Source organism: Lentimicrobium sp. S6 (assembly GCF_013166635.1).
Taxonomy (GTDB): domain Bacteria; phylum Bacteroidota; class Bacteroidia; order Bacteroidales; family UBA12170; genus UBA12170.
In genome coordinates, this window is record NZ_JABKBZ010000001.1 from 49,995 (window position 1) to 72,339 (window position 22,345).

The 22,345-nt window shown below is 35.4% G+C and carries 24 protein-coding genes; 12 read left to right on the forward strand and 12 right to left on the reverse strand.

All coding sequences use genetic code 11. The features are described from left to right. Nucleotides 1-42 precede the first annotated feature (42 nt). From HNS40_RS00225 to HNS40_RS00250, 6 genes are all read right to left on the reverse strand, one after another. Nucleotides 43-765 (reverse strand): DUF429 domain-containing protein, encoded by a 723-nt coding sequence (locus HNS40_RS00225; protein WP_172276002.1) that lies wholly within the window; start codon nucleotides 763-765, stop codon nucleotides 43-45. A gap of 69 nt (nucleotides 766-834) precedes the next feature. Further along, complete coding sequence (locus HNS40_RS00230) at nucleotides 835-1,029, reverse strand: hypothetical protein (RefSeq protein WP_172276004.1); 195 nt, start codon at nucleotides 1,027-1,029, stop codon at nucleotides 835-837. Further along, nucleotides 1,005-1,298 carry a hypothetical protein gene (locus HNS40_RS00235; RefSeq protein ID WP_172276006.1) on the reverse strand — a complete coding sequence of 98 codons (294 nt, stop codon included), beginning with the start codon at nucleotides 1,296-1,298 and terminating at the stop codon, nucleotides 1,005-1,007. The genes HNS40_RS00230 and HNS40_RS00235 overlap by 25 nt, the downstream gene beginning before the upstream one ends. Before the next feature lie 98 nt (nucleotides 1,299-1,396). Continuing rightward, nucleotides 1,397-1,699 carry a hypothetical protein gene (locus tag HNS40_RS00240; RefSeq protein WP_172275923.1) on the reverse strand — a complete coding sequence of 101 codons (303 nt, stop codon included), beginning with the start codon at nucleotides 1,697-1,699 and terminating at the stop codon, nucleotides 1,397-1,399. Next, nucleotides 1,639-2,571, reverse strand: a complete 933-nt coding sequence (locus tag HNS40_RS00245) for an acyloxyacyl hydrolase (protein WP_172276008.1) — start codon at nucleotides 2,569-2,571, stop codon at nucleotides 1,639-1,641. Before HNS40_RS00245 ends, HNS40_RS00240 begins: the two co-directional genes overlap by 61 nt. Nucleotides 2,572-2,781: 210 nt before the next feature. Beyond that, entirely contained in the window at nucleotides 2,782-3,342 is a 561-nt protein-coding gene (locus HNS40_RS00250) for a dihydrofolate reductase family protein (protein WP_172276010.1), read from the reverse strand. Between the two features lie 188 nt (nucleotides 3,343-3,530). On the opposite strand from HNS40_RS00250, the gene HNS40_RS00255 reads away from it, so the two are divergent. The 3 genes from HNS40_RS00255 (at nucleotide 3,531) to HNS40_RS00265 (ending at nucleotide 5,140) form a co-directional block, all read left to right on the forward strand. Next, a complete protein-coding gene (locus HNS40_RS00255; protein WP_172276012.1) occupies nucleotides 3,531-3,923 on the forward strand; it encodes a DoxX family membrane protein in 393 nt (130 codons plus the stop codon). 193 nt (nucleotides 3,924-4,116) lie between these two features. Then, complete coding sequence (locus HNS40_RS00260) at nucleotides 4,117-4,599, forward strand: glutathione peroxidase (RefSeq protein ID WP_172276014.1); 483 nt, start codon at nucleotides 4,117-4,119, stop codon at nucleotides 4,597-4,599. Between the two features lie 94 nt (nucleotides 4,600-4,693). After that, nucleotides 4,694-5,140 carry a MarR family winged helix-turn-helix transcriptional regulator gene (locus HNS40_RS00265; protein ID WP_172276016.1) on the forward strand — a complete coding sequence of 149 codons (447 nt, stop codon included), beginning with the start codon at nucleotides 4,694-4,696 and terminating at the stop codon, nucleotides 5,138-5,140. Nucleotides 5,141-5,155: 15 nt separating this feature from the next. Here the strand turns inward: HNS40_RS00265 and HNS40_RS00270 are convergent, their stop codons facing one another. Together HNS40_RS00270 and HNS40_RS00275 are read right to left on the reverse strand one after the other, a co-directional pair. After that, nucleotides 5,156-6,910 carry a C10 family peptidase gene (locus HNS40_RS00270; RefSeq protein ID WP_172276018.1) on the reverse strand — a complete coding sequence of 585 codons (1,755 nt, stop codon included), beginning with the start codon at nucleotides 6,908-6,910 and terminating at the stop codon, nucleotides 5,156-5,158. A 256-nt stretch (nucleotides 6,911-7,166) separates the two neighbouring features. Then, a complete protein-coding gene (locus tag HNS40_RS00275; RefSeq protein ID WP_172276020.1) occupies nucleotides 7,167-8,063 on the reverse strand; it encodes a DMT family transporter in 897 nt (298 codons plus the stop codon). A gap of 220 nt (nucleotides 8,064-8,283) precedes the next feature. Here HNS40_RS00275 and HNS40_RS00280 point away from each other — a divergent pair, with 220 nt between their 5' ends. Beyond that, nucleotides 8,284-9,207, forward strand: a complete 924-nt coding sequence (locus HNS40_RS00280; RefSeq protein ID WP_172276022.1) for a DMT family transporter — start codon at nucleotides 8,284-8,286, stop codon at nucleotides 9,205-9,207. 32 nt (nucleotides 9,208-9,239) lie between these two features. Here the strand turns inward: HNS40_RS00280 and HNS40_RS00285 are convergent, their stop codons facing one another. Both HNS40_RS00285 and HNS40_RS00290 read right to left on the reverse strand, forming a co-directional pair. After that, nucleotides 9,240-9,875, reverse strand: coding sequence for a flavodoxin family protein (locus tag HNS40_RS00285; protein ID WP_172276024.1), 636 nt, complete (start codon nucleotides 9,873-9,875; stop codon nucleotides 9,240-9,242). 499 nt (nucleotides 9,876-10,374) lie between these two features. Next, complete coding sequence (locus tag HNS40_RS00290) at nucleotides 10,375-10,776, reverse strand: hypothetical protein (RefSeq protein WP_172276026.1); 402 nt, start codon at nucleotides 10,774-10,776, stop codon at nucleotides 10,375-10,377. Nucleotides 10,777-11,159: 383 nt separating this feature from the next. Between HNS40_RS00290 and HNS40_RS00295 the strand changes: the two genes are divergently transcribed. The 5 genes from HNS40_RS00295 to HNS40_RS00315 all read left to right on the forward strand — a co-directional run bounded on the left by HNS40_RS00295 (nucleotide 11,160) and on the right by HNS40_RS00315 (nucleotide 18,093). Beyond that, nucleotides 11,160-11,564 carry a Fur family transcriptional regulator gene (locus HNS40_RS00295; protein ID WP_172276028.1) on the forward strand — a complete coding sequence of 135 codons (405 nt, stop codon included), beginning with the start codon at nucleotides 11,160-11,162 and terminating at the stop codon, nucleotides 11,562-11,564. Between the two features lie 408 nt (nucleotides 11,565-11,972). Further along, the gene (locus HNS40_RS00300) at nucleotides 11,973-14,390 is read left to right on the forward strand and encodes a TonB-dependent receptor (protein WP_172276030.1); all 2,418 of its coding nucleotides are present in this window, start codon (nucleotides 11,973-11,975) and stop codon (nucleotides 14,388-14,390) included. A 48-nt stretch (nucleotides 14,391-14,438) separates the two neighbouring features. Then, nucleotides 14,439-14,879, forward strand: a complete 441-nt coding sequence (locus HNS40_RS00305; RefSeq protein ID WP_172276032.1) for a DUF4625 domain-containing protein — start codon at nucleotides 14,439-14,441, stop codon at nucleotides 14,877-14,879. Between the two features lie 239 nt (nucleotides 14,880-15,118). After that, nucleotides 15,119-15,610, forward strand: coding sequence for a DUF4625 domain-containing protein (locus tag HNS40_RS00310; protein ID WP_172276034.1), 492 nt, complete (start codon nucleotides 15,119-15,121; stop codon nucleotides 15,608-15,610). 404 nt (nucleotides 15,611-16,014) lie between these two features. Next, on the forward strand, nucleotides 16,015-18,093 hold the full coding sequence (locus HNS40_RS00315) for a tetratricopeptide repeat-containing sensor histidine kinase (RefSeq protein WP_172276036.1): 2,079 nt from the start codon (nucleotides 16,015-16,017) through the stop codon (nucleotides 18,091-18,093). A 107-nt stretch (nucleotides 18,094-18,200) separates the two neighbouring features. On the opposite strand, the gene trpS is transcribed toward HNS40_RS00315, so the two are convergent. Further along, on the reverse strand, nucleotides 18,201-19,172 hold the full coding sequence (trpS, locus tag HNS40_RS00320) for a tryptophan--tRNA ligase (RefSeq protein WP_172276038.1): 972 nt from the start codon (nucleotides 19,170-19,172) through the stop codon (nucleotides 18,201-18,203). A 192-nt stretch (nucleotides 19,173-19,364) separates the two neighbouring features. On the opposite strand from trpS, the gene HNS40_RS00325 reads away from it, so the two are divergent. Both HNS40_RS00325 and HNS40_RS00330 read left to right on the forward strand, forming a co-directional pair. Continuing rightward, complete coding sequence (locus HNS40_RS00325) at nucleotides 19,365-20,537, forward strand: hypothetical protein (RefSeq protein WP_172276040.1); 1,173 nt, start codon at nucleotides 19,365-19,367, stop codon at nucleotides 20,535-20,537. Nucleotides 20,538-20,581: 44 nt separating this feature from the next. Next, complete coding sequence (locus HNS40_RS00330; protein WP_172276042.1) at nucleotides 20,582-21,151, forward strand: FMN-binding protein; 570 nt, start codon at nucleotides 20,582-20,584, stop codon at nucleotides 21,149-21,151. 1 nt (nucleotide 21,152) lies between these two features. On the opposite strand, the gene HNS40_RS00335 is transcribed toward HNS40_RS00330, so the two are convergent. Further along, nucleotides 21,153-21,788, reverse strand: a complete 636-nt coding sequence (locus HNS40_RS00335; RefSeq protein ID WP_172276044.1) for a redox-sensing transcriptional repressor Rex — start codon at nucleotides 21,786-21,788, stop codon at nucleotides 21,153-21,155. Nucleotides 21,789-22,080: 292 nt separating this feature from the next. Between HNS40_RS00335 and HNS40_RS00340 the strand changes: the two genes are divergently transcribed. Further along, a complete protein-coding gene (locus HNS40_RS00340; RefSeq protein ID WP_172276046.1) occupies nucleotides 22,081-22,338 on the forward strand; it encodes a (2Fe-2S) ferredoxin domain-containing protein in 258 nt (85 codons plus the stop codon). Nucleotides 22,339-22,345 lie beyond the last annotated feature (7 nt).

A 22,345-nucleotide genomic window follows, 5' to 3' on the forward strand; every position in this document is an offset into this window, starting at 1 on the left:
ACACGGATCTGTGATCATCTGTTGAATCCGTGTTATCAGTGTTCAAAGAACATTATCCGGAACCCAAACAAAACCCTCCTCCAAATCACCATAAATATTCCCAGCATGCTTATTGGCAAACAAAGCTGCAGTATACAAACAAACTACTGCATCCAATGCATCTTCGTTGGATTTGAGTGATTGACCTTTTAGTTGCTGGATGGCTTTGAAGTCGAAAAAGTGAGTGAGTTCATTGGGTATGATGAGTTTTAATACCTGTGATTCTTGTAGACTTAATAGCAACTCAGCCAACTTTACTTGACCTGCTATCTTCTCCCCAACTTTTCCTTTCTTGTAGACCAATCTTCTCGTTAAACCAAAAATTTCTATGAGTGATGCATGTGGATAGCACTCCATTTGCCATTTAGGCTCTGTTCCATATTTAAAACCCTCCTCCTCTAATCTTTCTGATAGCCTCACACTAAAAGCATTGGGATATAAGTTTTGATTGGTGGGATAACAGCCAGCCCATTTGTTTCGGTATACTTTGTTCAAATCCGTTTCGCTTTTTCGATAGCCGGTTTTATTGGGGATTTTGAGCGAAGCATCTACCGTAATTCCTTGTAGGTTTTCTTGAGCTTTCAAAAACTCAAGAATTGGGTTTAAACCAAAAATCTGAGGATGGATATCTTCTAATAGTATCTCATTGTTTTTTAAATTTCCTACCGCTATGGCCGATGGATTGGTTTCTCCTTTCCATGCTAAATCTATTCCGGCGTATTTCATTTACTTGTTTTTGCATTTTCTATAAGTAGCCAAAGGTGTGAATAAATGGAAGCTTTGGCTACATATAGATTAGTCTACGAATAATGTATCCATGGTTAATTCCTTATCAACAATCTTATTACTATACTTGTTTTGATGGATTCCGAATGTTGTAATCATAGTTAAAAAGAAACTCTTTTTTGATTTACTTGATTTTCGGAACTCATCCATTTTAAGACGAAGCTTTTTTAATGGTATGATTACTCCTTCATAAACTCGTCCCACTTGTTTTCGAAATCCTCTATACTGATGGTTTCAAAATCTACAGTACTCTCAAACTGAATTTCTGGATTACACCACATTCCGAAGTCCTCCTCTTTTGGAGCTGCAATTTGCACTTGATGCTCATTGTTAAATCCTAATTCTCGAGTAGGAGAGTTGTTTTCATCCAATTCTAGCCACCAATATTCCAAAGAGATGATAAGCCTATCTTTTATGGTAGTGGGCTCTTGATAATTGATGAGCTTGTTATTGTATTTGATGATTTTAGTCATGATTGTTTATAATGAGGATTTTATAAGAATCCGCAAAAATACTCTTTTTCTAAGATTGAAATATAGCAACAGTAAAATGACAAAGAGACCCTCGTAAATTATAACCTTTTCCAATTAATGGTATATCCCAAATTAAATTCGAGAAACTCTGCCAACATAAAATTGATGGCTCTTACATTTACTCCAAGCGAAATATGGTCGGTGAAATAGTATCTAGCTCCTAATCTTTGATATAATTGAGTGAAATTTCCATATTGATGGTGTTTGGCATAAATTCCAATCCCACCTGTTAGCCTTAATTTATCAATCACCAATTCTGGTGTATATATCAATCCGATGGTTAAATTATCAAGGCTTTTGGGGCCAGGGGTTCCGTCTGGTTTAGCGGTAAGTCCCCACATATAGTTGAAATCGATTCCGGCCCCGACCTAAAAGCATTGGAATGCTGAAATGAATAATACAAACCTAAACCAGCTATGGCATAATAGTTACTGTCGTATTCGTGCTCTACAATTTGATGATCACCATAACCCAGCATCATATAAAACTCGTTCGACTTCTGTGTCACTTTTGGCATTCTTTCTATGCTTCTTGTATTTGGTCTTTTGTTGATGTGATATTTTAATTCAAAAGAAGGAGATATTAAATTCAATCCTCTATTGGGTCGTTCGAATCCTCCGTTTGAAAAATGAGTGAAACTTAATCCTAAGCCTAAATCGAGATGCTTGGTGAGTGGGTAAAAAGCATTTACACCAATATCCAAATAAACGGTCATATTAGAACCAATGGCATTGTTTTTTGGGTTTTGAATGGAATCGTAATGGTTCCAGCGCCAAGCCAAACCAAATTGAAATTCAGAGTACAGTTCTAGCTTTTCCCAACGTTTGATTGGGATTCCATAAAAACCATAAGCAGTCAAAGGATATCCTAATTCTTCAGTAAAAAAATCACCCATAAAAAATCCAACACCATAATAGGGTCCTCGAAAAGTTTTCTGCCAATCGGTATAGCCTGGGTTTTGAAAACCAAATTTGAATGATAAGGACTGATAATTAGCGATGGGACTTCCACTCATATTATCACCTTTCACAAAATCGGTAGTACCCATCACTTTTCCATAATGATAGTTGAGGCTAAAAAATGGATGGTGTTTTTTAGGAATAGAGGCGCTGTCTATTTGGCCATGACTAGCAACATAAATAGCCATCAAAATAAATAGGAAGGTTTGTTTCTTCGTAATTATAAGACCTAAAAGGGTTTCAATCGTTCGCATGTTAAATTATTTGATGCAAAACTATTATGAGCTCATTCAATACAGAATAGAAACCTGATGAATTGTAGTATTAGCTATTTAGAGGTAAAATATGAATGTTGAATTGTAAATGATAATAGTGAAAGCCAAGGACGCTATCCCTTTTAGGGCTATCATCCTCTAGACCTATACAAAGGATCAAAGCCTCGAAGAGGGTTGAGGCCCTAGCGATCAACTATCATTTTTTAATTCCCTCTTCCTGATATAGGTTCTCCGGGTCACTTCTCCCAAAAACACTTTCGACTCTTTCAACTCAAATGACAATTCTTTTGGAAGTTGAGCAAATAATGGAACGCCTCCTCCGAGCAATATGGGGATGGTGGTGAGTATCATTTCGTCTATTAAATCTTCACAGAGAAATTGTTGAATAACTTTTCCTCCGTCGATATAAAGTTTGTGATGTCCTTTAGCATGTATTTGCTCTAAAACTTCTTCCAAATTACCTTTTACCAGTTCTACTTTATCTTGGAATTGCTGAGGAACAGATTCTAAAGTGTTGGATAAAATATAAACAGGTTTAGTATAAGGCCATCCTATTCCGAAACTCAAAACCTTTTCATAGGTATTTCTTCCCATCACTAAGGCATCCACTTTTTCCATTAGCTTTCCATAGCCCATATCATTCTGTTCCGGATTTGGAATCATTTCTAAGTAGGAGATTCCTCCATCTTTATCAGCTATATATCCGTCAATACTGGTGGCTATGAATACGATGTTTTCTCTTTTTTCCATGAAGTAAAATTAAGAATTTAGAATCGGTGAGCTGTTAAAATAAAGCTAAAAACATAAACATCGTGCGCGATATAAATAATATCAAGTATGTTTGCATCGCGAACGACATAATACAGTTGGAAGCAGGATGCACGAAGCAAGAAGTATTACTTCGAACATCCAGCATCAGTCATCAAACATCTAGTAAAATGAAATACATAAAAACAATATTAAGAATACTATTAGGAGCAGCATTATTATATGCTGGAATTGGCCACCTTACATGGCTCAGACAAGAATTTGTAGCACAGGTACCACAGTGGATGCCTTTAGGAACCGATTTGGTAGTGGTGCTTTCAGGAATAGTAGAAATAGTATTAGGTGCCAGTTTAATCTTTCTATACAAATGGAAACATATAGTTGGCTGGACAGCCGCTCTATTTTTTATCGCTGTATTTCCAGGCAATATCTCTCAATACATCAATGAAGTAGATGCCTTTGGATTAGATAGTGATAGAGCCAGATTGATTCGCTTATTCTTTCAGCCAGTATTAGTGCTATGGGCCCTTTGGTCAACAGGGGCTTGTAAAAAAGGCGTTTAAAGTTCCAAGTTTAATGTTCAAATTTCGAGGCTCCAAGTCAAAAGCAGTATGCTTGAAATTCAGTCTCCCTTTAGGGTAGGGGCAAGCTGATTTCAAGATTCAAAGAGGGAAGTTTACAATAAGGACTACAAGCAAAACCCAGTATTCAGAACCCTACATCTGTCATCACTCATCAAACAAGAAAAACAACATTATGAATAATACATTTTATAATTTCGAAGCCAAATCCCTACAGGGAAAAGATATAAAAATGGAAGCCTATAAAGGCAAAACAGTATTAATAGTAAATACCGCGAGTAAATGTGGATTGACTCCTCAATACGAAGGATTAGAAAAACTATACCGGAAGTATAAAGACCAAGGTTTGGTGATATTGGGATTCCCAAGTAATCAGTTTGCCAATCAAGAACCTGGGGATGAGAAGTCAATTGAACAGGGTTGTGTGATTAATTATGGAGTTAGCTTTCCCATGTTTTCTATCATTGATGTAAATGGAGATAATGCTCATCCACTTTATAAATACCTCAAGCAAGAACTCAAAGGAACTCTGGGCAATAAAATCAAATGGAATTTCACTAAGTTTCTAATCGATGCAGAAGGAAATCCGGTGAAGAGGTTTGCTCCTACTACTAAGCCGGAGAAGATAGATGTGTATTTGGAGAAGAATTTGAAATAAGAGGCGGGATGAGGGATGACAGATGTGGGATGTAGAGCTAATTCTTTAGTTCGGGCTCCACATCGGACATCGGTCATCAAACAAAACAAACCCCATGAAATACAATCAACTAAAATTAGAAAATCAGCTGTGCTTCCCGGTATATGCAGCTTCTAGATTAATTATAAGGGAATATCAACCTTATCTCGACCAGCTAAAAATCACCTATCCACAATATTTGGTTTTAATGATATTATGGGAAGAGGATGGCATGCCAGTAAATGATATTGCTAAGAAATTAATTTTGAATACCAATACCATTACGCCTCTGCTAAAAAGGATGGAAAAGCAAGGATTAGTGGAGCGTGAGCGCTCCAAGCAAGACGAGCGGAAAGTCATCATTAAACTTAGCAATCAGGGCTTCGATTTACAAGAAAAAGCAAAATCTATTCCCGAAGATTTATCTAAAAAACTCCTTGATAGTTCTTTGGAAATAAAAGATTTGATACATCTTAAGAAGAATTTGGAGGATGTGATTTCTTTGTTGAGCAAAAAAGAGTAAATTGTATTGGCATTGCTACTTTTTGACAATTATTTTTTTTGTCAGCGATTCATTATTCTGCTCAATTTCAACAAAATAAATACCATCTGAAAAACCATTTAATTGTAGAATAACCTGCTGTTCCCTTGTTGAAACCCTCAACTGTTCTTCTCCAACAATACTATAGATTTTAATGACAGATTGCTCAGAATTTCTTTCAAAACTAATGCTAAGCTCATTGCTACAAGGGATTGGAAATAATTCAAAATCAAGATTACTTTTATCTTCTCCCAAAGCTGTTATATCAAAAAGGGTTTGAAATGTTGCTTCTTCAGAATACTCAAAACCATCATATACTTGAAACTTAAAATGGTCATCCACAGCAGGATTTGAATTAGAGGAATATGTCATTTGACTGAAGCTGGAAAAGTCAATTTCTTGCCCTATAATAACAAGACTACCATTATAATCAAGCACTCCAAAACTAGGTAGTTCGGTGATTTTAATCTTCATTATGGTATCGAGTTCAGCATCAGAATAAGCATTTATGAATGTTTCTGCCACTATGTCTATTTCAACATTTTCATTGCACGTTATAATGATATCAGAAGAAAATGGAGCTGTGTTTTGCATATTCTCTAACAAAATATCGAGAACAACGCCTTCAATAACGGTAAGTTCATAGGGTAAATCATCAGGAATATGATACCAAGAATCGTAAGAACCACCCCATCCAAAATTAACGTGGTAAAAATTATCCTCATTCCATCCATCAAGAACTACATTGTGTCCCACAGTCATAGCGTCATTTACCACTGCTAGATGAATCGGTAAGGCATGACGCATATTAAATGCCATCCTCTCATAAAGATTCTCCATATTTGGATATAGTAATTCGGAGTTGGAACAATTAAAAGAACCATATGCATCTGCTGCTTGATTTACTCCGAAAGTTCCAGATGCTGAGGAAGAATAAACCTGAGTACAAGCTACACCACATGCAAATACAAGATTTGCTATTTCAAGATTAGAAGGATTAATCCCCACTGAATAACTATTTTGAAGACTATTTAAATTCGTGTTTAATTCGGGGAAAGAAGGGAAATCCAGTTCTTCGAAATCATCATCTATATCATATTGTCTTCCACTATAATTGTGAAAATAATCATCTTCATCAGAAAATATCTTTTCATTGATGGTTTTATGAAAATCTAATATCTGAGCCATGGTGATGGAAGGACAGCCTGCTATGCTTCTCGCATTGTCTATTGGATCCATGGGACATGCAGCATTATAGGGTGCAGATTGCGACCATTGTGCTTCTACCCAACCTTCGGTGGATGTAGTTCCTAATTCAGGCCATGATAAACTACTTTTATTATTTGATTTTCCAGACAATAATACAGCCCAACTTTTATTGTTTTCATCTTTAAATTTCGAAAGATAAAGCCCTTCAGAAGCAGCTCTCTTTTCAAAATCAGCACAGATTAATTGATGCAAGGGATTGTTATTATTCTTTTCATATTTGCCATGTAAAGAATAAGCAAGTATAGGAGCAAAATCTTTACCATTGGATACCAAGGCATAACCAGCAGGTGAAAGATTTACGATATGGTAAAGAATCCCACCTTTATATGAACAAGTTTCATAGTCCTTCAAACTATAAATATTGCTTTTAGTATTGTTTAAAAATACCTTCCCAACCTTTATGGCTTCCTGCTTGTCAACTTGTTGAGCTAATACCACCGTGGTAAATAATAGTATGGAAAAAAATAGGATTAATTTTTTCATGATGGAATGTGTTAGTTAGTGCAATAACAAAAGTATTATAATCTTTTATTAAGCCAAATGATAAAAGGGAATTAGTATGGATAATATCATCAATCGGTATCATTCTGCTATAATATGAGCTAGAGATGCTTTCGAAATCATTCTTTGATTGAACTGGCAGAACGGAAAATAGGGGAACTCAATGAATAAATCTTCTCGATAGCTCCTTTTTGTTAAAATTACGAATTATGTAATTTCTTTTAATTGTTTAGTACCCCTATATAAAAAACATAGCCACACCCAAAACACTCAAGAAAGCTCCAGCAACCTCAGCCCAACTCACTTTCTGTTTATACAAAACCACAGCTGGTAGAATGATTAAAACAGGAACTATAGCCATAATGGTGGAGGCAATTCCTGTATTGGTATTCTGAACGGCAAGCAGAGAAAAGGAAACCCCTAGAAATGGTCCGAATATAGAACCTACCACAATACCTCTTAAGGCCAATTTATTTTTAAAAGTAGCTGTTACATTTCTCCATCGTCTTAAAAAGGTGATGATGATGGTAAATCCAATAATGCCGACAATAACACGAATTTGAGTAGCTGCAAAAGCATTATATTCTCCCATTCCGTATTTGCTTAATACAATTCCTCCTCCTTGTCCGAGTGCGCCAATAAAGGCAAAAAGCAGTCCTTTAATGGGGAATTTTAATTTGGCTTTCTTTTCGCCACTGGGTTTACTCCAAATGGCAATTCCAATTCCCGATAATACTAACAACATTCCAGCTAAGCCTTTTAAATTCATGGTTTCGCCAAGCACCATCCATCCAAAAAAGGCAGCCATGGGTGGCGCCAAGGTCATCATGAGCATGGCCATTCTTGAGCCAATTTGAGGATAGGAGGCAAAAAGAAAATAATCGCCGATAATAAATCCAACTACACCCGACAATCCAAGCCAAAACCACATATATGTAGTGGCATCTACTGGAAAAGCAATCCCTCTACTAAAATAAGACATGATACTTAAAAGGACGATGGCAAATAATAATCGAATGAGGTTTACGGCAAAAGGGCCTACACGTTTAGTGGCCCCTTCAAAAGCTAGTGCCGTAATGGTCCAAAAAACAGCAGTCATTAAGGCTGCAAACTCGCCAAAGTGTGATTGAAACATGGTCTATTTTTGATTTGCACAAATGTAGAAATAAATTAATGCATTATTATTAATCTGAAATAGACTAGATTATTAATTTGCTTTGAGGATACCAAGGTTTTAGAAAACACTAAAATGGAAATTATTCCTTATTGGGAATTGGCATGATCTGCAAAATAAAGATTGTATCATCAGCTTTTGCGTGCCCAAACTAAATTCCGTTCATTTGCAGCTGAAATAGATGAGCGATAAAAAGAACGAAATACAGACGAATAATAAGCTGATAGGATTTGCATTTGCACTTTTGGCCACAGCACTCTGGTCGGGGAATTTTGTGGTAGCTAGAGGATGGTCAGCAGAGATACATCCCTTTAGTTTGGCGTTTTATCGTTGGACAGTAGCAGTTTTGGTGTTTACTCCTTTTGCGCTGAATTCAGTAAGACGAGATTGGAAAGCCATACGAGCAAAGCTTCCCTATTTAGCCATTACTGCGCTGTTGGGAGTGAGTACTTTTAATACGCTCATTTACTTTGCTGGCCGCAGTACCACAGCCATCAACCTTTCCCTCATTGCACTCACTTTTCCTATTTTTATACTCATTTTATCCAGCCTTCTCTTTAAAGAGAAGATTACCCTAAAGAAGTCTTTAGGAATACTGATTGTATTAGTAGGTGTATTGAGTATTATCAGTCAGGGGCAGCTTTCCAGACTCCTCCAATTGTCATTTCATCCGGGTGACCCATTGATGTTGATGGCGGCTTTTACGTTCTCTATTCATAGCATGTTGCTCAAACGAAAACCTGCTGCAATATCGGTGATCAGTTTGCAATACATGACCTTTCTCATTGGACTCGTCATACTTCTGCCTTTCTATTTGGTGAATAAAAGCCTGCAGACAGAACCCGAAATCATCACAATGCCCATTTTTGCTAGCATCCTCTATATTGGTATTTGTGCTTCACTCATATCATTTGTTTCATGGAATAAGGCCATCGAAAAAATTGGCGCTCCTTCTGCTGGGATGATTTACTTCTTGCTTCCCTTATTTAGCGGAATTGCCGCTTGGGTATTTTTGGGAGAACACTTGCAGGTTTATCACTTTATTAGTGCATTCTTGATTGTTACTGGGATTATGATTGGCACCCGAAATATTCGTGCAAAATAGAATCAATGTAAAAGTCATTTACTCTATACGATTTACCTCACAAAATGAATATATATTTTCTTCTCTTGTTCTGGTGCTTCCACCTTACCTTTTCCGTGCTCCCTCAACTCTAATAGATAAGCCATATTCTTGCCCAATACTCTCATAATTTGTATACCTTCTTCATCTTGATGAACCTCGCCAGGCATAGTTCCATGTATCACATTCCAGTAGTTAGAAGAAGCCAACATCATTTCTGAATAGTTCATATAATTGTTTAACTCGTTGAAGGTGGGTAAGCCTCCTGAACGACGAACCGCAACTACAGAAGCTCCTACCTTATGACGGAACATATTTCCATTCACACCAGATACATAGAATGCCCTATCAAGGAATGATTTCATATTGCCCGCCAAGGAAGCATAATGCACCGGAGAACCCAAAATAAATCCATCCGCTTGTTTCATTTTTTGAATCCAATCGTTAACAGGGTCTGTTTTCGCCACACAGGCTTCGTTCTTATTCTTAGCACACATACCACAAGCCGTACAAGACCTAATATTCTTAATACCCACTTGTATCATCTCCGTTTCTATGCCTTTGGCTTCTAATTGCTCACATACTATTTTTAAAGCTTCGTATGTATTCCCCGCTTTACGAGGGCTTCCATTAAATGCTAATATTTTCATTCTGTTTATTTTTTTTGTGTTATACGATTAGGTATTATCTTCAGGTATTTCTTTTAATTCATAATTAGTGCTTCTTCCTTCTTTTGCAGTATTTGCCCATTTTGAATTATTTAATTTTTCTTCAAAACTTTCTCATTATTTATTAAGCATCAATCTCTGACGACTATTCAAGCCTGTCCCTTTATGAATCTCCCAGAAGTTAACTTTATTAAGGACCTTTTTTAATGTAGTATCTGTTGCTTTTAATGCGCTATAAATACATACACTTTGTCATTTTCTTGCTTACAAGAATAATACTTTTATTTACCGCAAAAATAAGGAGATTAATGGCTTCAATCACCGCAGCAAAATTTTTCTTTTGTTTGTAGGAAAGGATTGGTGTATGTTTAGTAAGGAATATATACCCAATTAAAAAAAGGTGAATATCAGAGTTGTAATCGAAACGTAAAAACTTGGTTGTTTATGTTCATTAGGTGTTATTGTGCTGAATTCAGGCTGTTTAAGATGCTTGGTTTTTAATAAGCATTTTCTTTATCGTAATTTCATAGCTTAAAATGGCAAGAATACACCCCATTCCACTGGCAAGGATATCGTAAACATCAAATGTTTTAGAGGCGGTAAAAAAAGGGAAGAATTCTTCAATTATTAGAAAGATAAAAATGAAAGCCACGTAGAGGTAGTAATAAGCCTTTCTGTTTTTGTTATTTGACTTGATTATTCTTTCAAAAGGAAGCAAACTAAACAAATAGGCACCTAAGAAATTTGGCAAACTACCTACTATAATTGAAACAACCTCATTGTTTTGGAATGCAGGTCTTAAGTATTCCTTATTGATTACAAAAAGAACTAAAACAACTATACCAGTGAGGACAAGCCTAATCCTTATCTTCCGTATATTCATCCCATTAGTTTTTTCATTAATCTGGTTTTTCAAAATGATTTCAACTTCCTATATATTCACTTTTATTAACTATATCTTAGCTCAAATTGCTGATATACTTATGTTTTATCAAAAATAAAACACCAGAAACTTATCAAAAGGCTATAAACTAAATAAGAAACGGATTTTTAATTGTCTGATTAAATGTTAGCCCAAATGTAGGAATTGTTTTTAAGATAATACCTTAAATGCTCTTGCGGAATTAAGGTAATAGATGAAAAGGTTATTTATTTATCCGAAATCATCATATTTAGCTTAGCTAGATTTTAACAAATATTTTCTTTTATGAATCACAAAACAAAATACCTTTGCACCATTGTTGCATTTGAAATAGATTTGCATTTATGAAACCAGTGGATATTTTAAATAATCATCATCTCAAACGAACCAGTTGTCGTGAGGGAATTCTTAAGGTAGTGCAGACTGCCAAGCAAGCCCTATCTGAAAATGAGATTAGGGAACGTTTGGAAGGGAATTATAATCGAACTACTTTTTACCGTTCTTTTAAGACTCTTGAAGAGCATCATATTATCCATAAAATAGTTATCGATAATCAGTTGGTCAAATATGCACTGGATAATACTGTTACGCATAAAGAGGAACATGCACACTTTTATTGTAAGGAATGTAATACTGTTAAATGTATGGAGAATATCCCGGTTCAAAAATATCAGTTGCCCGATGGTTATTCCGATACCGAAACCGAGGTTTTAATTAAAGGACTTTGTTCCATATGTAAAAACCAATAGAATACTTGACAAAACACAGAATACATATTGCCAGCATTTTGTTTTGGATATTTTTATTTCCAATCATATTCCAATCTATTCATATAGTTTGGCATCACGATCATGAACACCATTGTGAGCATGAATTTGCAATATCTGGCAAAGGAATACATCAAAACCATCAAGCCTTTTGTGAAAAAGAAGATAGCTGCGATATCTGTGAATATCAATTAACCATTAATGATTTACCTAGGACTTCTTTATTTCCTATTTTCATTCCAACTATTAGCTTTAAAACTAAAGAGATCGCTCCTAAGCTTCCTCTCAAAATAAGATTTTCTAACAAATCGCCTAGAGCACCACCGTTTCAGCTTTCTTAAACGACATTCTACAGATTTTTAGGTATTTATTTCACTCAATTATTTTAATATGAGCAAGTTTTTCATGCTTTTAATAGGCATGGCTTTTCTTTATAATGCTTCCTATGCGCAAATGCATTTTGAGCTTAAAGGTATGGTTGTTGATGAAAACAACCAAGCCTTAGCCGGTGCATCCGTATTTCTTTTTCCAGTGAAAAAAGGCAGCATCACCAATGCTAATGGTGACTTTGTGATGGAGCATTTACCAGCAGGTAAGTATAAAATAGAAATTTCATTTATAGGTTATCAATCATTGATAGATACCATTTCTATAAATGGTCACAAAACCATCAATTATCAATTAGAGGTGAGTGCACTTAGCCTTCAAGAAATTGAGGTAAATGATAATTATATAGAAAATAGAAAGAAAGAAGAATCGCTTAATGTAGAAATTGTAAATGAGGAGTACCTGAAACAAAACCTAGGTGGTAGTTTAATGAATTCTCTAGAACGATTACCAGGGATAAGCAGTATTGGAATTGGTTCGGGCCAGTCGAAACCTGTTATTCGAGGACTTGGGTTTAATAGAGTGGTGGTGGTGGAGAACAATATAAAGCACGAGGCTCAGCAATGGGGTACCGACCATGGCCTTGAAATTGACCAATATGCTGTAGATAATATTGAAGTCATTAAAGGTCCTGCCTCGCTAATGTATGGTTCAGATGCCATTGGTGGAATCATCGACATGAAAAAAAGGGAAATACATGCTAAGAACTCCTTTGGTGGTTCTGTTGATTTATTAGGTAAAACTAATAATGATTTACTGGGTACTTCCATTTCCATGTTTATGAGAAAAAACTGGTTCTTTGCAGATATTCGTGCCACTATAATGGATTATGGCGATTACAAAGTCCCTACTGATAGTGTTGATATTTATTCTTATCGTGCTCCTTTGTACAATAATAACTTACGTAATACAGCTGGTAAAGAAAAGAACCTACACCTATCCTTTGGGATGATTAAAGACCAATTTCAAAGTCATTTTTACATCAGCAGTGTGAACTCGAAAAGTGGTTTTTTTGCCAATGCACATGGTTTAGAACCTCGAAACATAGACACAGACTTGCATGATCAATCCAATAGAGACATTCTATATCCTTATCAATTGAGTCGTCATTTAAAGGCCACCAATAGCAGTTTCTATAGATGGGATAAGCTGAAAATTGAATTAGACTTGGGCTATCAGCGAAATTTCAGACAGGAATGGAGTCCGTATGTACAACATGGCTATATGCCTGCGGTTTTTCCTGATTCAATGGATTTTAACCCAGACCTAGAACGACAGTTCACGAAAAATGTATACTCTGGTCATCTCAAGTTTCATTATCAATTATCAGATAAAATACAATTAAAGTTTGGGCTCAATAGTGAGTTTCAAGATAATCAAATTGATGGACGTGGATTTATCATTCCTGAATACCAGCAGTTCAATATGGGCGGCTTTGTATTTGGGAAGTATTTTATTTCTGAAAAAAGCATTATTCAAGCAGGAATCCGATATGACTATGGAAATATTGAAACCCAAGAATATTATGATTGGTTTACATCCCCAGTTATTGAAAATGGGGATACCACTATGCAATATTTGCAGAGAGCTGAAAACATCAACAGAAGCTTTTCAAACTTTACTTGGTCACTAGGCTATAATTATAATCCTGGTAAATGGTCCTATAAAGTCAATATTGGTAAAAGCTTCCGAATGCCTATAGCTAAAGAATTGGCCGCAAACGGAGTAAATTATCATCATTTCAGCTACGAAGTGGGTAATGCCAATCTATCACCAGAAATATCTTATCAGATAGATATGGGATTGGAATATCATAATAAAAGATTTGCTATTGGAGCCACTCCTTTCTTTAACTATTTCACGAATTATATTTATCTGAATCCAACATCTGAACACGATAGACTTTATGGTAATGGCAACCAAGTATTTTATTATACTCAAAGCGAAGTATTAAGGTATGGTGCTGAATTACACGCTCATTTTGAGCTTTATAAATGGCTACAGCTTGGGCTTATTGGTGAATATGTATATTCTGAGCAAATGTCGGGAGAGAAAAAGGGCTTCACCTTACCCTTTTCGCCACCACCCTCTGGAATTCTTAATGTTAAATTCCAACAGCCAAGCATAAGCTTTATTAAAAATGCCTATTTCTCGGTTGATTATAGGATGACAGCGGCCCAAAACAATATCGTTCCTCCCGAAGAAAAAACCGATGGATATCAGGTGTTTAATCTGAGTTTTGGAGGAGATGTCAATTTAAGAAATCAAAAAATAAACATCTCGATGCAGGTGCAAAACCTGTTGAATACTAAGTACTTTAATCATACCAGCTATTACAGGATGATTAATGTACCTGAACCGGGGAGAAATTTTATTGTCAATATTTCCATTCCCTTTTCAGGAATAATAAAAGAAAAATAATATGTATAACGAGGTCTGCTAAATCAGCAGACCATAAAATTAAAAACAATGAATACAAGAATCCTATTAATTTCGATTGCATTGATAACAGCTATTGTTTTCTCCTCCTGTACAAAAGAGGATGAAATAGCAAAGCCAGTCATCACTATTCATGAACTGGGACATGGAGATAGCCATAGTAACGATTATGCTGTTGCTATTGGTGGTGATCTTCATATGGATGTAGATATTGTTGCCGAAGGAAAGATAAACACCGTTCAGGTAAGAATCCACCCCGAAGGAGAACATAAAGGAGAGGGTGAACATGAGGAATGGGAAATAGATACAGTCTATACCAAATTCTATGGGCTTAAGAATACTACTTTTCATGAGCACCTAGAAATTGACAGTCTTGCTGAAGCAGGAGACTATCATTTCGATTTTATTGTGACTGATTTAGAAGGTAATCAAAGCAGCGCAGAAGCTGAATTACAACTTATTGAAGAATAATTTAAATAGAAGAGGCTGTCTGAATGTTGAGAATCATTAGTTTCGCTTTTCATGCAGCCTCTTGTAAAACTTTTGAGGTATTCAAATTAGTACTTATTCAAAGACAGAGGCCTAAAGCCCTAATTTAATGCGGTTCAATCTTTTTTCGTTTGCCCCAGCCCCAAGGGGAGTGAAAAAAGCATCCTCTAAATTAATTAGATATATAGTTCGTTATAAAACCCTCAATAAAACTTTTAACCATGAAAACGTTTAAATATTTCATTTACTCATTGCTTATTTTATTTATAAGTATTTCCTGTAATAAGGATGAAGACATAGATACCGAGAAACCTCAAATTGACAATAGCTTTGCAGGGGCTTTTCCTATGAATTGTGATACCTTATATTTTGGTGAATCTTTTGATTTGAAAGTATTATTAAAAGATAATGTCGAATTGGGTTCCTATAGTATTAGCATTCATAATAATTTTGATCATCATTCCCATACTACAGATGTCTCAGAATGCAGTCTAGACCCTATCAAAACCCCAGAAAGCCCATTTGTATCTATAGAGGATTATAGCATTCCTTCTGGTCAGACAGAATACGAAACCAATGTAAGCATTATAATTCCTGCTAATAGTGGAGGTGAGTCTTTCGATGAAGGCGATTACCATTTCTTTATTAGCCTAACCGACCAAGAGGGTTGGTCAGCACAAAAGGGTATGAGTATTAAAATGCTTTATCGATAGAAGCTTTTTAAATAGAATTAGAGCAGAAAGTCGGTAGGATGATAGTAAGGTTTGTTTATCGCAATAGATTTCTCCATACAGCTCTTCACTCTGTTACGAGCCTTCTGTCGAAATGATATTACCTTGTTTTCTGGAGCAAAGGCAGCGAGGACTACTTGTGGAAATTAAATGCGTCCTCGCTGCCTTTGCCTAAACCCCTATATATCAATGTCATTTCGTCGACCAGTGGGAGGAGAAATCTAAATACTTTCCCGATAGGGGTATATTACAAGCTTTTTTACAATAATTGCAATATTTTCACTGAAAACTGATTATAGCTAGTTGGTATATAATAGCTATATATGAATAGCCATTGCAAATCCTCTTCCTTTTTACTATTTTAGCATACCACAAAACCAAAAGGAATGAAAAAATATTTAAGCTTCATATCCGTTATCTTTCTTTTCTCTTATGCTTATAGTAAAGATTCAATGCCTCCTCAGCATGCAGATAGTTTGATAGAGGTTTTGGAGAGCAGAAGCACTAAGGATACCATTCGTGCTGAATTACTCAATGACATTGGTTTTGAAACCTATACCACCGATTTAGAGTTAACTAAAAAATATGCAGTTGAGCTTCTTGAGCTTTCCAAAGAAATTAACTATGAGGTAGGAATAGTGAATGGGTATAATTTACTGGGGATTTATTATGACTATACAGGAGATTATAATGAAGCCTTGGAGCAATATGGTATGTCCTTGCGAAAGGCGGAGCAAATCCATTCCATGAGTGGTGTTTCTGCAGGGCTTAATAATCTGGGAACCATCTATGAGATTTTAGGACAGTACCCTCAAGCCTTAAATTATTATCAAAGGTCCTTAGATATAGATTTTGAACGAGAGGATTTAAAGGGTGTAGCCAATTCTTATTTGAATATTGGGAATTTATATGAGAATCTCCATGATAATGAGAAAGCCATGGCCTATTATCAGAAATGCTTGATTTTATCTGATTCCGTTGGCTTTAAGAAGTTGATGGCTTATAGCCTTTTAAATATTGGCTATTTATATAATAGTTCCCAAGAGTATGAGAAAGCAAGAGAGTATTATAAGAGATCTATAAAGATTTCTGAAGATAATGATCAGCAAGAAGGTGTTTTATTGGCTTGTATGATGATGGGTATTCTTGATAAAGAGGAAGGAAAGCACAGTACTGCTAAAACCAATCTGAATAGGGCTTTGGAAATCAGTATCAAACTGGGATCCATTTCTCAGGAGCGATATTGTTATTTTCATTTGGCCGACGTAAACTTCAATCAAGGAAAATATAAAGAAGCGCTTAAGCTAGTGAAGTTATCCTATGTTGAAGATGAGGATAGTGATAAAAACTTAAGAATGAATGCTAGCGAATTGCTATCGAGTATTTATGCTGCAGCTAAAGACTTTGATAAAGCCTATAAGTATCATGTGATTTTTAAAAGCCTTCAAGATGATTTGTTTAATGAGAAGAATATTCAGGAAACCGTTAACTTGGAATATCGCTATAAATATGAGAATGAGAAACAGGCTTTAGTGCTAGAACAAGAGAAAAAGGATGCCATAAATCAAGTTGAACAAAACCGACAAAGAGCAGCTCTATATTTTTTAATTATTATATCTTTATTGCTAGCCCTTATTTCTATATTTATTTTATATAGTTTAAGACAAAGAAGGACTGCAAATCAGCTGCTTCGAGAGCAAAAGAAAGAATTAGAGGAGGTTAATCAATTACTCGTCAAGCAAAAAATGGAGATTGAGGCTGTGGCTAAGGAGCTCGAAAAAGCCAATGAGACGAAAGACAAGTTTTTCTCCATCATCGCTCACGATTTACGTTCTCCTTTTACTACTATACTAGGCTTTTCTAATATTCTACTCGAAAGTCATGAGGAGTTTGACAAAGAATCGCTTGAAACCTTCCTCGGTAAAATTAAAAAGGGTTCGGAGACTGCATTAATCTTATTAGAGAATCTTTTCAGCTGGGCCCGCTCCAATGCTGGAGGTATTAAATTTTCTCCCAAATCTTTAGAACTTGAGCCACTGGTGAATAGGGTTTGTAGATTATATGATAGTGGAGCCAATAGTAAACTCATTACGCTCATTTGTGAAGTCCCTCCAGAATCAAAAGTTTATGCAGATGAGGAAATGCTAAGAACCATCATTAGAAACTTGATATCGAATGCCATAAAATTCACACAAGAGGGCGGAGAAATAAAAATCTCAGTGAAAGTAGAGGAGGCTTATACAAAGCTTCATGTAACAGATAATGGCATAGGGATGAGACAAGAACAGGTGGAGTATCTTTTTGAGTTGAACAAGAAAACAGTTACACGAGGAACCTCCGGAGAGAAGGGAACGGGATTAGGTTTGGTATTATGCTATGAGTTTGCCCATAGGCATGGTGGTAGGATAGAAGTGGAAAGTAAAGAGGGGGAGGGGACGGAAGTTATTGTTATTTTACAAAATTGAAGTATTCTCCATCTTGGGTTTTAATAAAATGGCAGTAGTATAGAATTCTATAAAAAAACAGGTAAGGAAAACCCCAACCTGCTTTATCATATTTTATATTCTGGATTTTATTTAAAACCCAGTTTTGCTCTAACTCTTGCCATTACCGCTGAACTCACCACCCTAGCTTTAGCAGCACCTTCCATAAGAATAGCATCTAATTCTTCAAGATGACTCATATAGTACTCAAACTTCTCACGTGGCTCGGCATACTTCTCTAAGACTAAATTTAAAAGCTCAGTTTTGGCATGACCATAACCAAAATTACCTGCTAAGTATTTCTCTTTTAATGCGGCAGTTTGCTCTTCAGTTCCAATAAGTGTATATAATGCAAATACATGACAAGTATCTGGATCTTTAGGCTCCTCCAAAGGCGTGCTATCGGTTTTTATTCCCATAATTTGTTTCTTCAACTGCTTTTTAGGCAAGAAGATATTCACCAAATTGTCTCTAGATTTACTCATCTTGTTTCCATCAACACCTGGAACATATTTAGTTTCCTCATTGGTTTTTGAATCAGGAATGATAAATGTATCTCCCATTTGATTATTAAAACGAGAAGCAACATCGCGGGTCATTTCTAAATGTTGCAATTGATCTTTCCCAACTGGAACATAATTGGCATCATAAAGTAAAATATCGGCCGCCATAAGCATTGGATAAGAGAACAGTCCAGCATTGACATCCGATAATCTATCGGCTTTGTCTTTAAATGAATGGGCTAATGTTAATCTTTGATATGGAAAATAACAGCTTAAATACCATGATAATTCAGTGGTTTCAGGAACGTCACTCTGGCGGTAGAAAACCGTTTTTTTGGTATCTAATCCCATAGCTAGCCAAGCTGCAGCTACTCCATTAGTGTTTTGTTTTAAAACTTCACTGTCTTTTATCTGCGTTAAAGAGTGCATATCAGCGATAAACAAAAACGATTCGTTATTGCCATCATTGGCCATAGCTATTGCGGGCTCAATGGCTCCTAGTAAATTTCCAAGGTGAGGGACTCCAGTGCTCTGAACTCCTGTTAGTATTCTTGCCATATTGTATTATCTATAATTTCACGCAAAAGTAAACATATTTGAGAAAAAACCTCTTTAAGACATACATATACAGCTTAAAATATTGAAAGAATACAAGCCGGAACCAGAATACCTAAATATAGGTATTGCCAATCTCCTGCTTCTGTATGCATATTTGCAGCAGAAATATTACAAATCAAAAAAACCATAGAAATGAGAAAATTAATTACTGTTATTCTATTATTGGGGAGCTTAGGATTATGGGCGCAAGAAAGTCAGCTAGAGATGAATTCTGCTGATAGGCTCATGGATATAAGAGACCAAAAATTAATAATTGGGGGTTACGGACAGATAGATTATAATCAACCTTTAATAAAAGACCAAAGCAATAATGGAACATTGGATGTTCATCGTTTGGTATTATTATTTGGTTATAATTTCACTGAAAAATTACAGTTGTTTACCGAAATTGAATTAGAACATGTGAAAGAGGTATATGTGGAACAAGTTTTTTTAAATTATAAATTCAACAACTATTTTCAAGTTAAAGGAGGATTGATGCTCATTCCCATGGGAATTATAAATGAACTTCATGAACCTACAGTATATTTTGGAGTAGAACGTCCTTTATTAGATAAAAAAATAGTTCCTACTACTTGGAGAGAAATTGGTTTAGGAATTCATGGTAATATTCAGGAAATCTCCTTAAAATACCAATTATACATGGTGAATGGGTTCTTGGGTTATGACGATCAGGCAAAATTTAGAGGTTCTGATGGATTTAGAAAAGGACGTCAGAAAGGTGCAGAATCAATAGCTAGCAGTCCAAATCTTTCTGCTAAAATCGATTATTACGGAATTCCTCGTTTGAAACTTGGTTTGGCTACTTATCTTGGGAAATCACAATCTAATCTATTTGATGGTTTACCGGATAACGATCCTCAATTACAACAGCAAGCTGACAGTTCAATTGTTGATATAGCTATGTTTGGAGTAGATGCTACCTATAGAATTGAAGGAATACAATTACGCGGACAATTGGTTTTCGTAAATAATGGAAATGTAGATCAATATAATGACTTTGGTGGTTCTGATTTAGGACAACAAATGTTTGGATATTATGCTGAAGCTGGATATAATGTTTTCAAAACTACAAAGTTTAAATCAGAACTTATCCCATTTGTAAGATACGAGTTTATCAATACACACCACGAGACTGTTGGATTTGAACCTAATAAGAGTTTCGAAACTCAATTGATTACCAGTGGTCTCAATTGGAAAATCAACTCTGGTGTTGTTTTAAAAATAGATTATCAATGGATTAAAACAGCTGCACAATCAAAGTATGACCACGCATTCAATGCCGGTCTTGGTTTCGTATTTTAAAGACCATTGAAACAAATATATATTGAGAATAATAACACAAAAGAATGATATATAAGATTTTCATATTCATTATAATGCTCACTCCCATCACCGAAATATTTCGGTCGGGAGTGGGTTTTAATCATGGAATAGAAAAAAGAATCAACAGAAACCTCGTTAAATATTTTGAAAAGGAAAGTTTCAATAAGAAAACAATCGCTGTTCACGATAGTATTTTGACTAAAACCAATAGCTACTTCTATCAGGTAGAAAATACTTTAAAAACTAGAGGAGGTTATATGGTGATTACTATTGCCAATGGTTGTAAAGTTGGAGGTTGCGATGTGGAGCATGAAGTGGACGAGGAGTTTGAGCAATTTTGGGTCTATAGCTTTTATAGTTCTGAAGCTGAGTTATTGGACTTGAAAATTCTAGATTATCAATCTGAGCATGGTTATGAGATAACGAGTAAATGGTGGTTAAAGCAATTCGTAAAACACCAGAAAGAAACCTATAGGTACGGTAAAAATATCGATGGAATATCGGGAGCAACTATTTCAATAAAATCAATGATTCGGGAGATGAATTATTTAGAACAAATTATGCCTGCCGTTATCTTACTATCAGCTAAATAATCTACTTTTTATTCTTCATTTTGGCAAAATATGCTACTTTCTCAAGAGAAGTAATCATATCATATTCCTCCAAGTATACGTGAGCTGGAACATTCATAGGGCGAGGCGTATAATTCAAAATTCCTTGGACTCCTGATTCTACTAGAGCTTTAGAGGTTTCTTCAGCTACTTCAAGTGGGACTGACACAATTCCAATGGAGATATTCTTTTCTTTAATCACACGATTCATTTCATCGATATGATAAATAGGGATACCGTCAAATTCTGTTCCTACTTTATCTTTATTGGTATCGAAAGCAGCAGCTATGCTTAACTTGTCTCTTCTATCGTGAAAATATTTCATTATAGCACGACCTAGATTTCCCGCACCAATAATGGCAACATTCTGTCCTTCTTGTTTGTCAAGAATTTCTCCTATTAAAGTCACCAACTCTTCAACATTATATCCCTTTCTCAAAGTACCTGTATATCCAATTAACATAATATCACGACGAACTTGTACTGGAGTAATATGGTGAATATTAGCTATTTCATGAGAAAAAATATGAGTCTTTCCTTTTCCCTTACAAATCAATAAGTTTCTACGGTATTGACTTAATCTCTCTACTGTCTTATCTGGCAATGTGTTCATATTCATGTAGTTTCAAGTTGGCTATGGAGTTGATATTCTTTCGCAAAGCCTGTTATTTCGCAAACAAAGTTAATCAATTTTGTTATTTATTGAACACTATTCATAATTTTTCATTTTAGACTCTTTATCAAGAACATTTCTAATTTAATAGTATATAAGCTAAGTACTGCATTGGCTTGGGTAAGATGATTAAAAATAGTTTATTTTTGTTAACATGTGTAATAGCTTTTCGGTACTCATTTAATTGAATGGATATCCTTGTAATTGAGCTATATTAATAATAATCTAAATCGGAACGATGAAAAAACATGAGATTAGTATTTGCATGGGAAGTTCGTGTTTTGCCAGAGGCAACAAAGCCACCTTGCAAAAGATAAAAGAGTATTTGGTTAAGAATGATATTGAAGACAAGGTATTATTTCGAGGCAACCGCTGCTTCGACAAATGCGGCAAAGGCCCCAATCTCATGATAGATGATAAGATGTTTCATCAGGTAAATGCTGATAATGTGGAAACTTATCTAGATCAATTTTTTAGCATATTTCGAATCTATTAAAAACTCA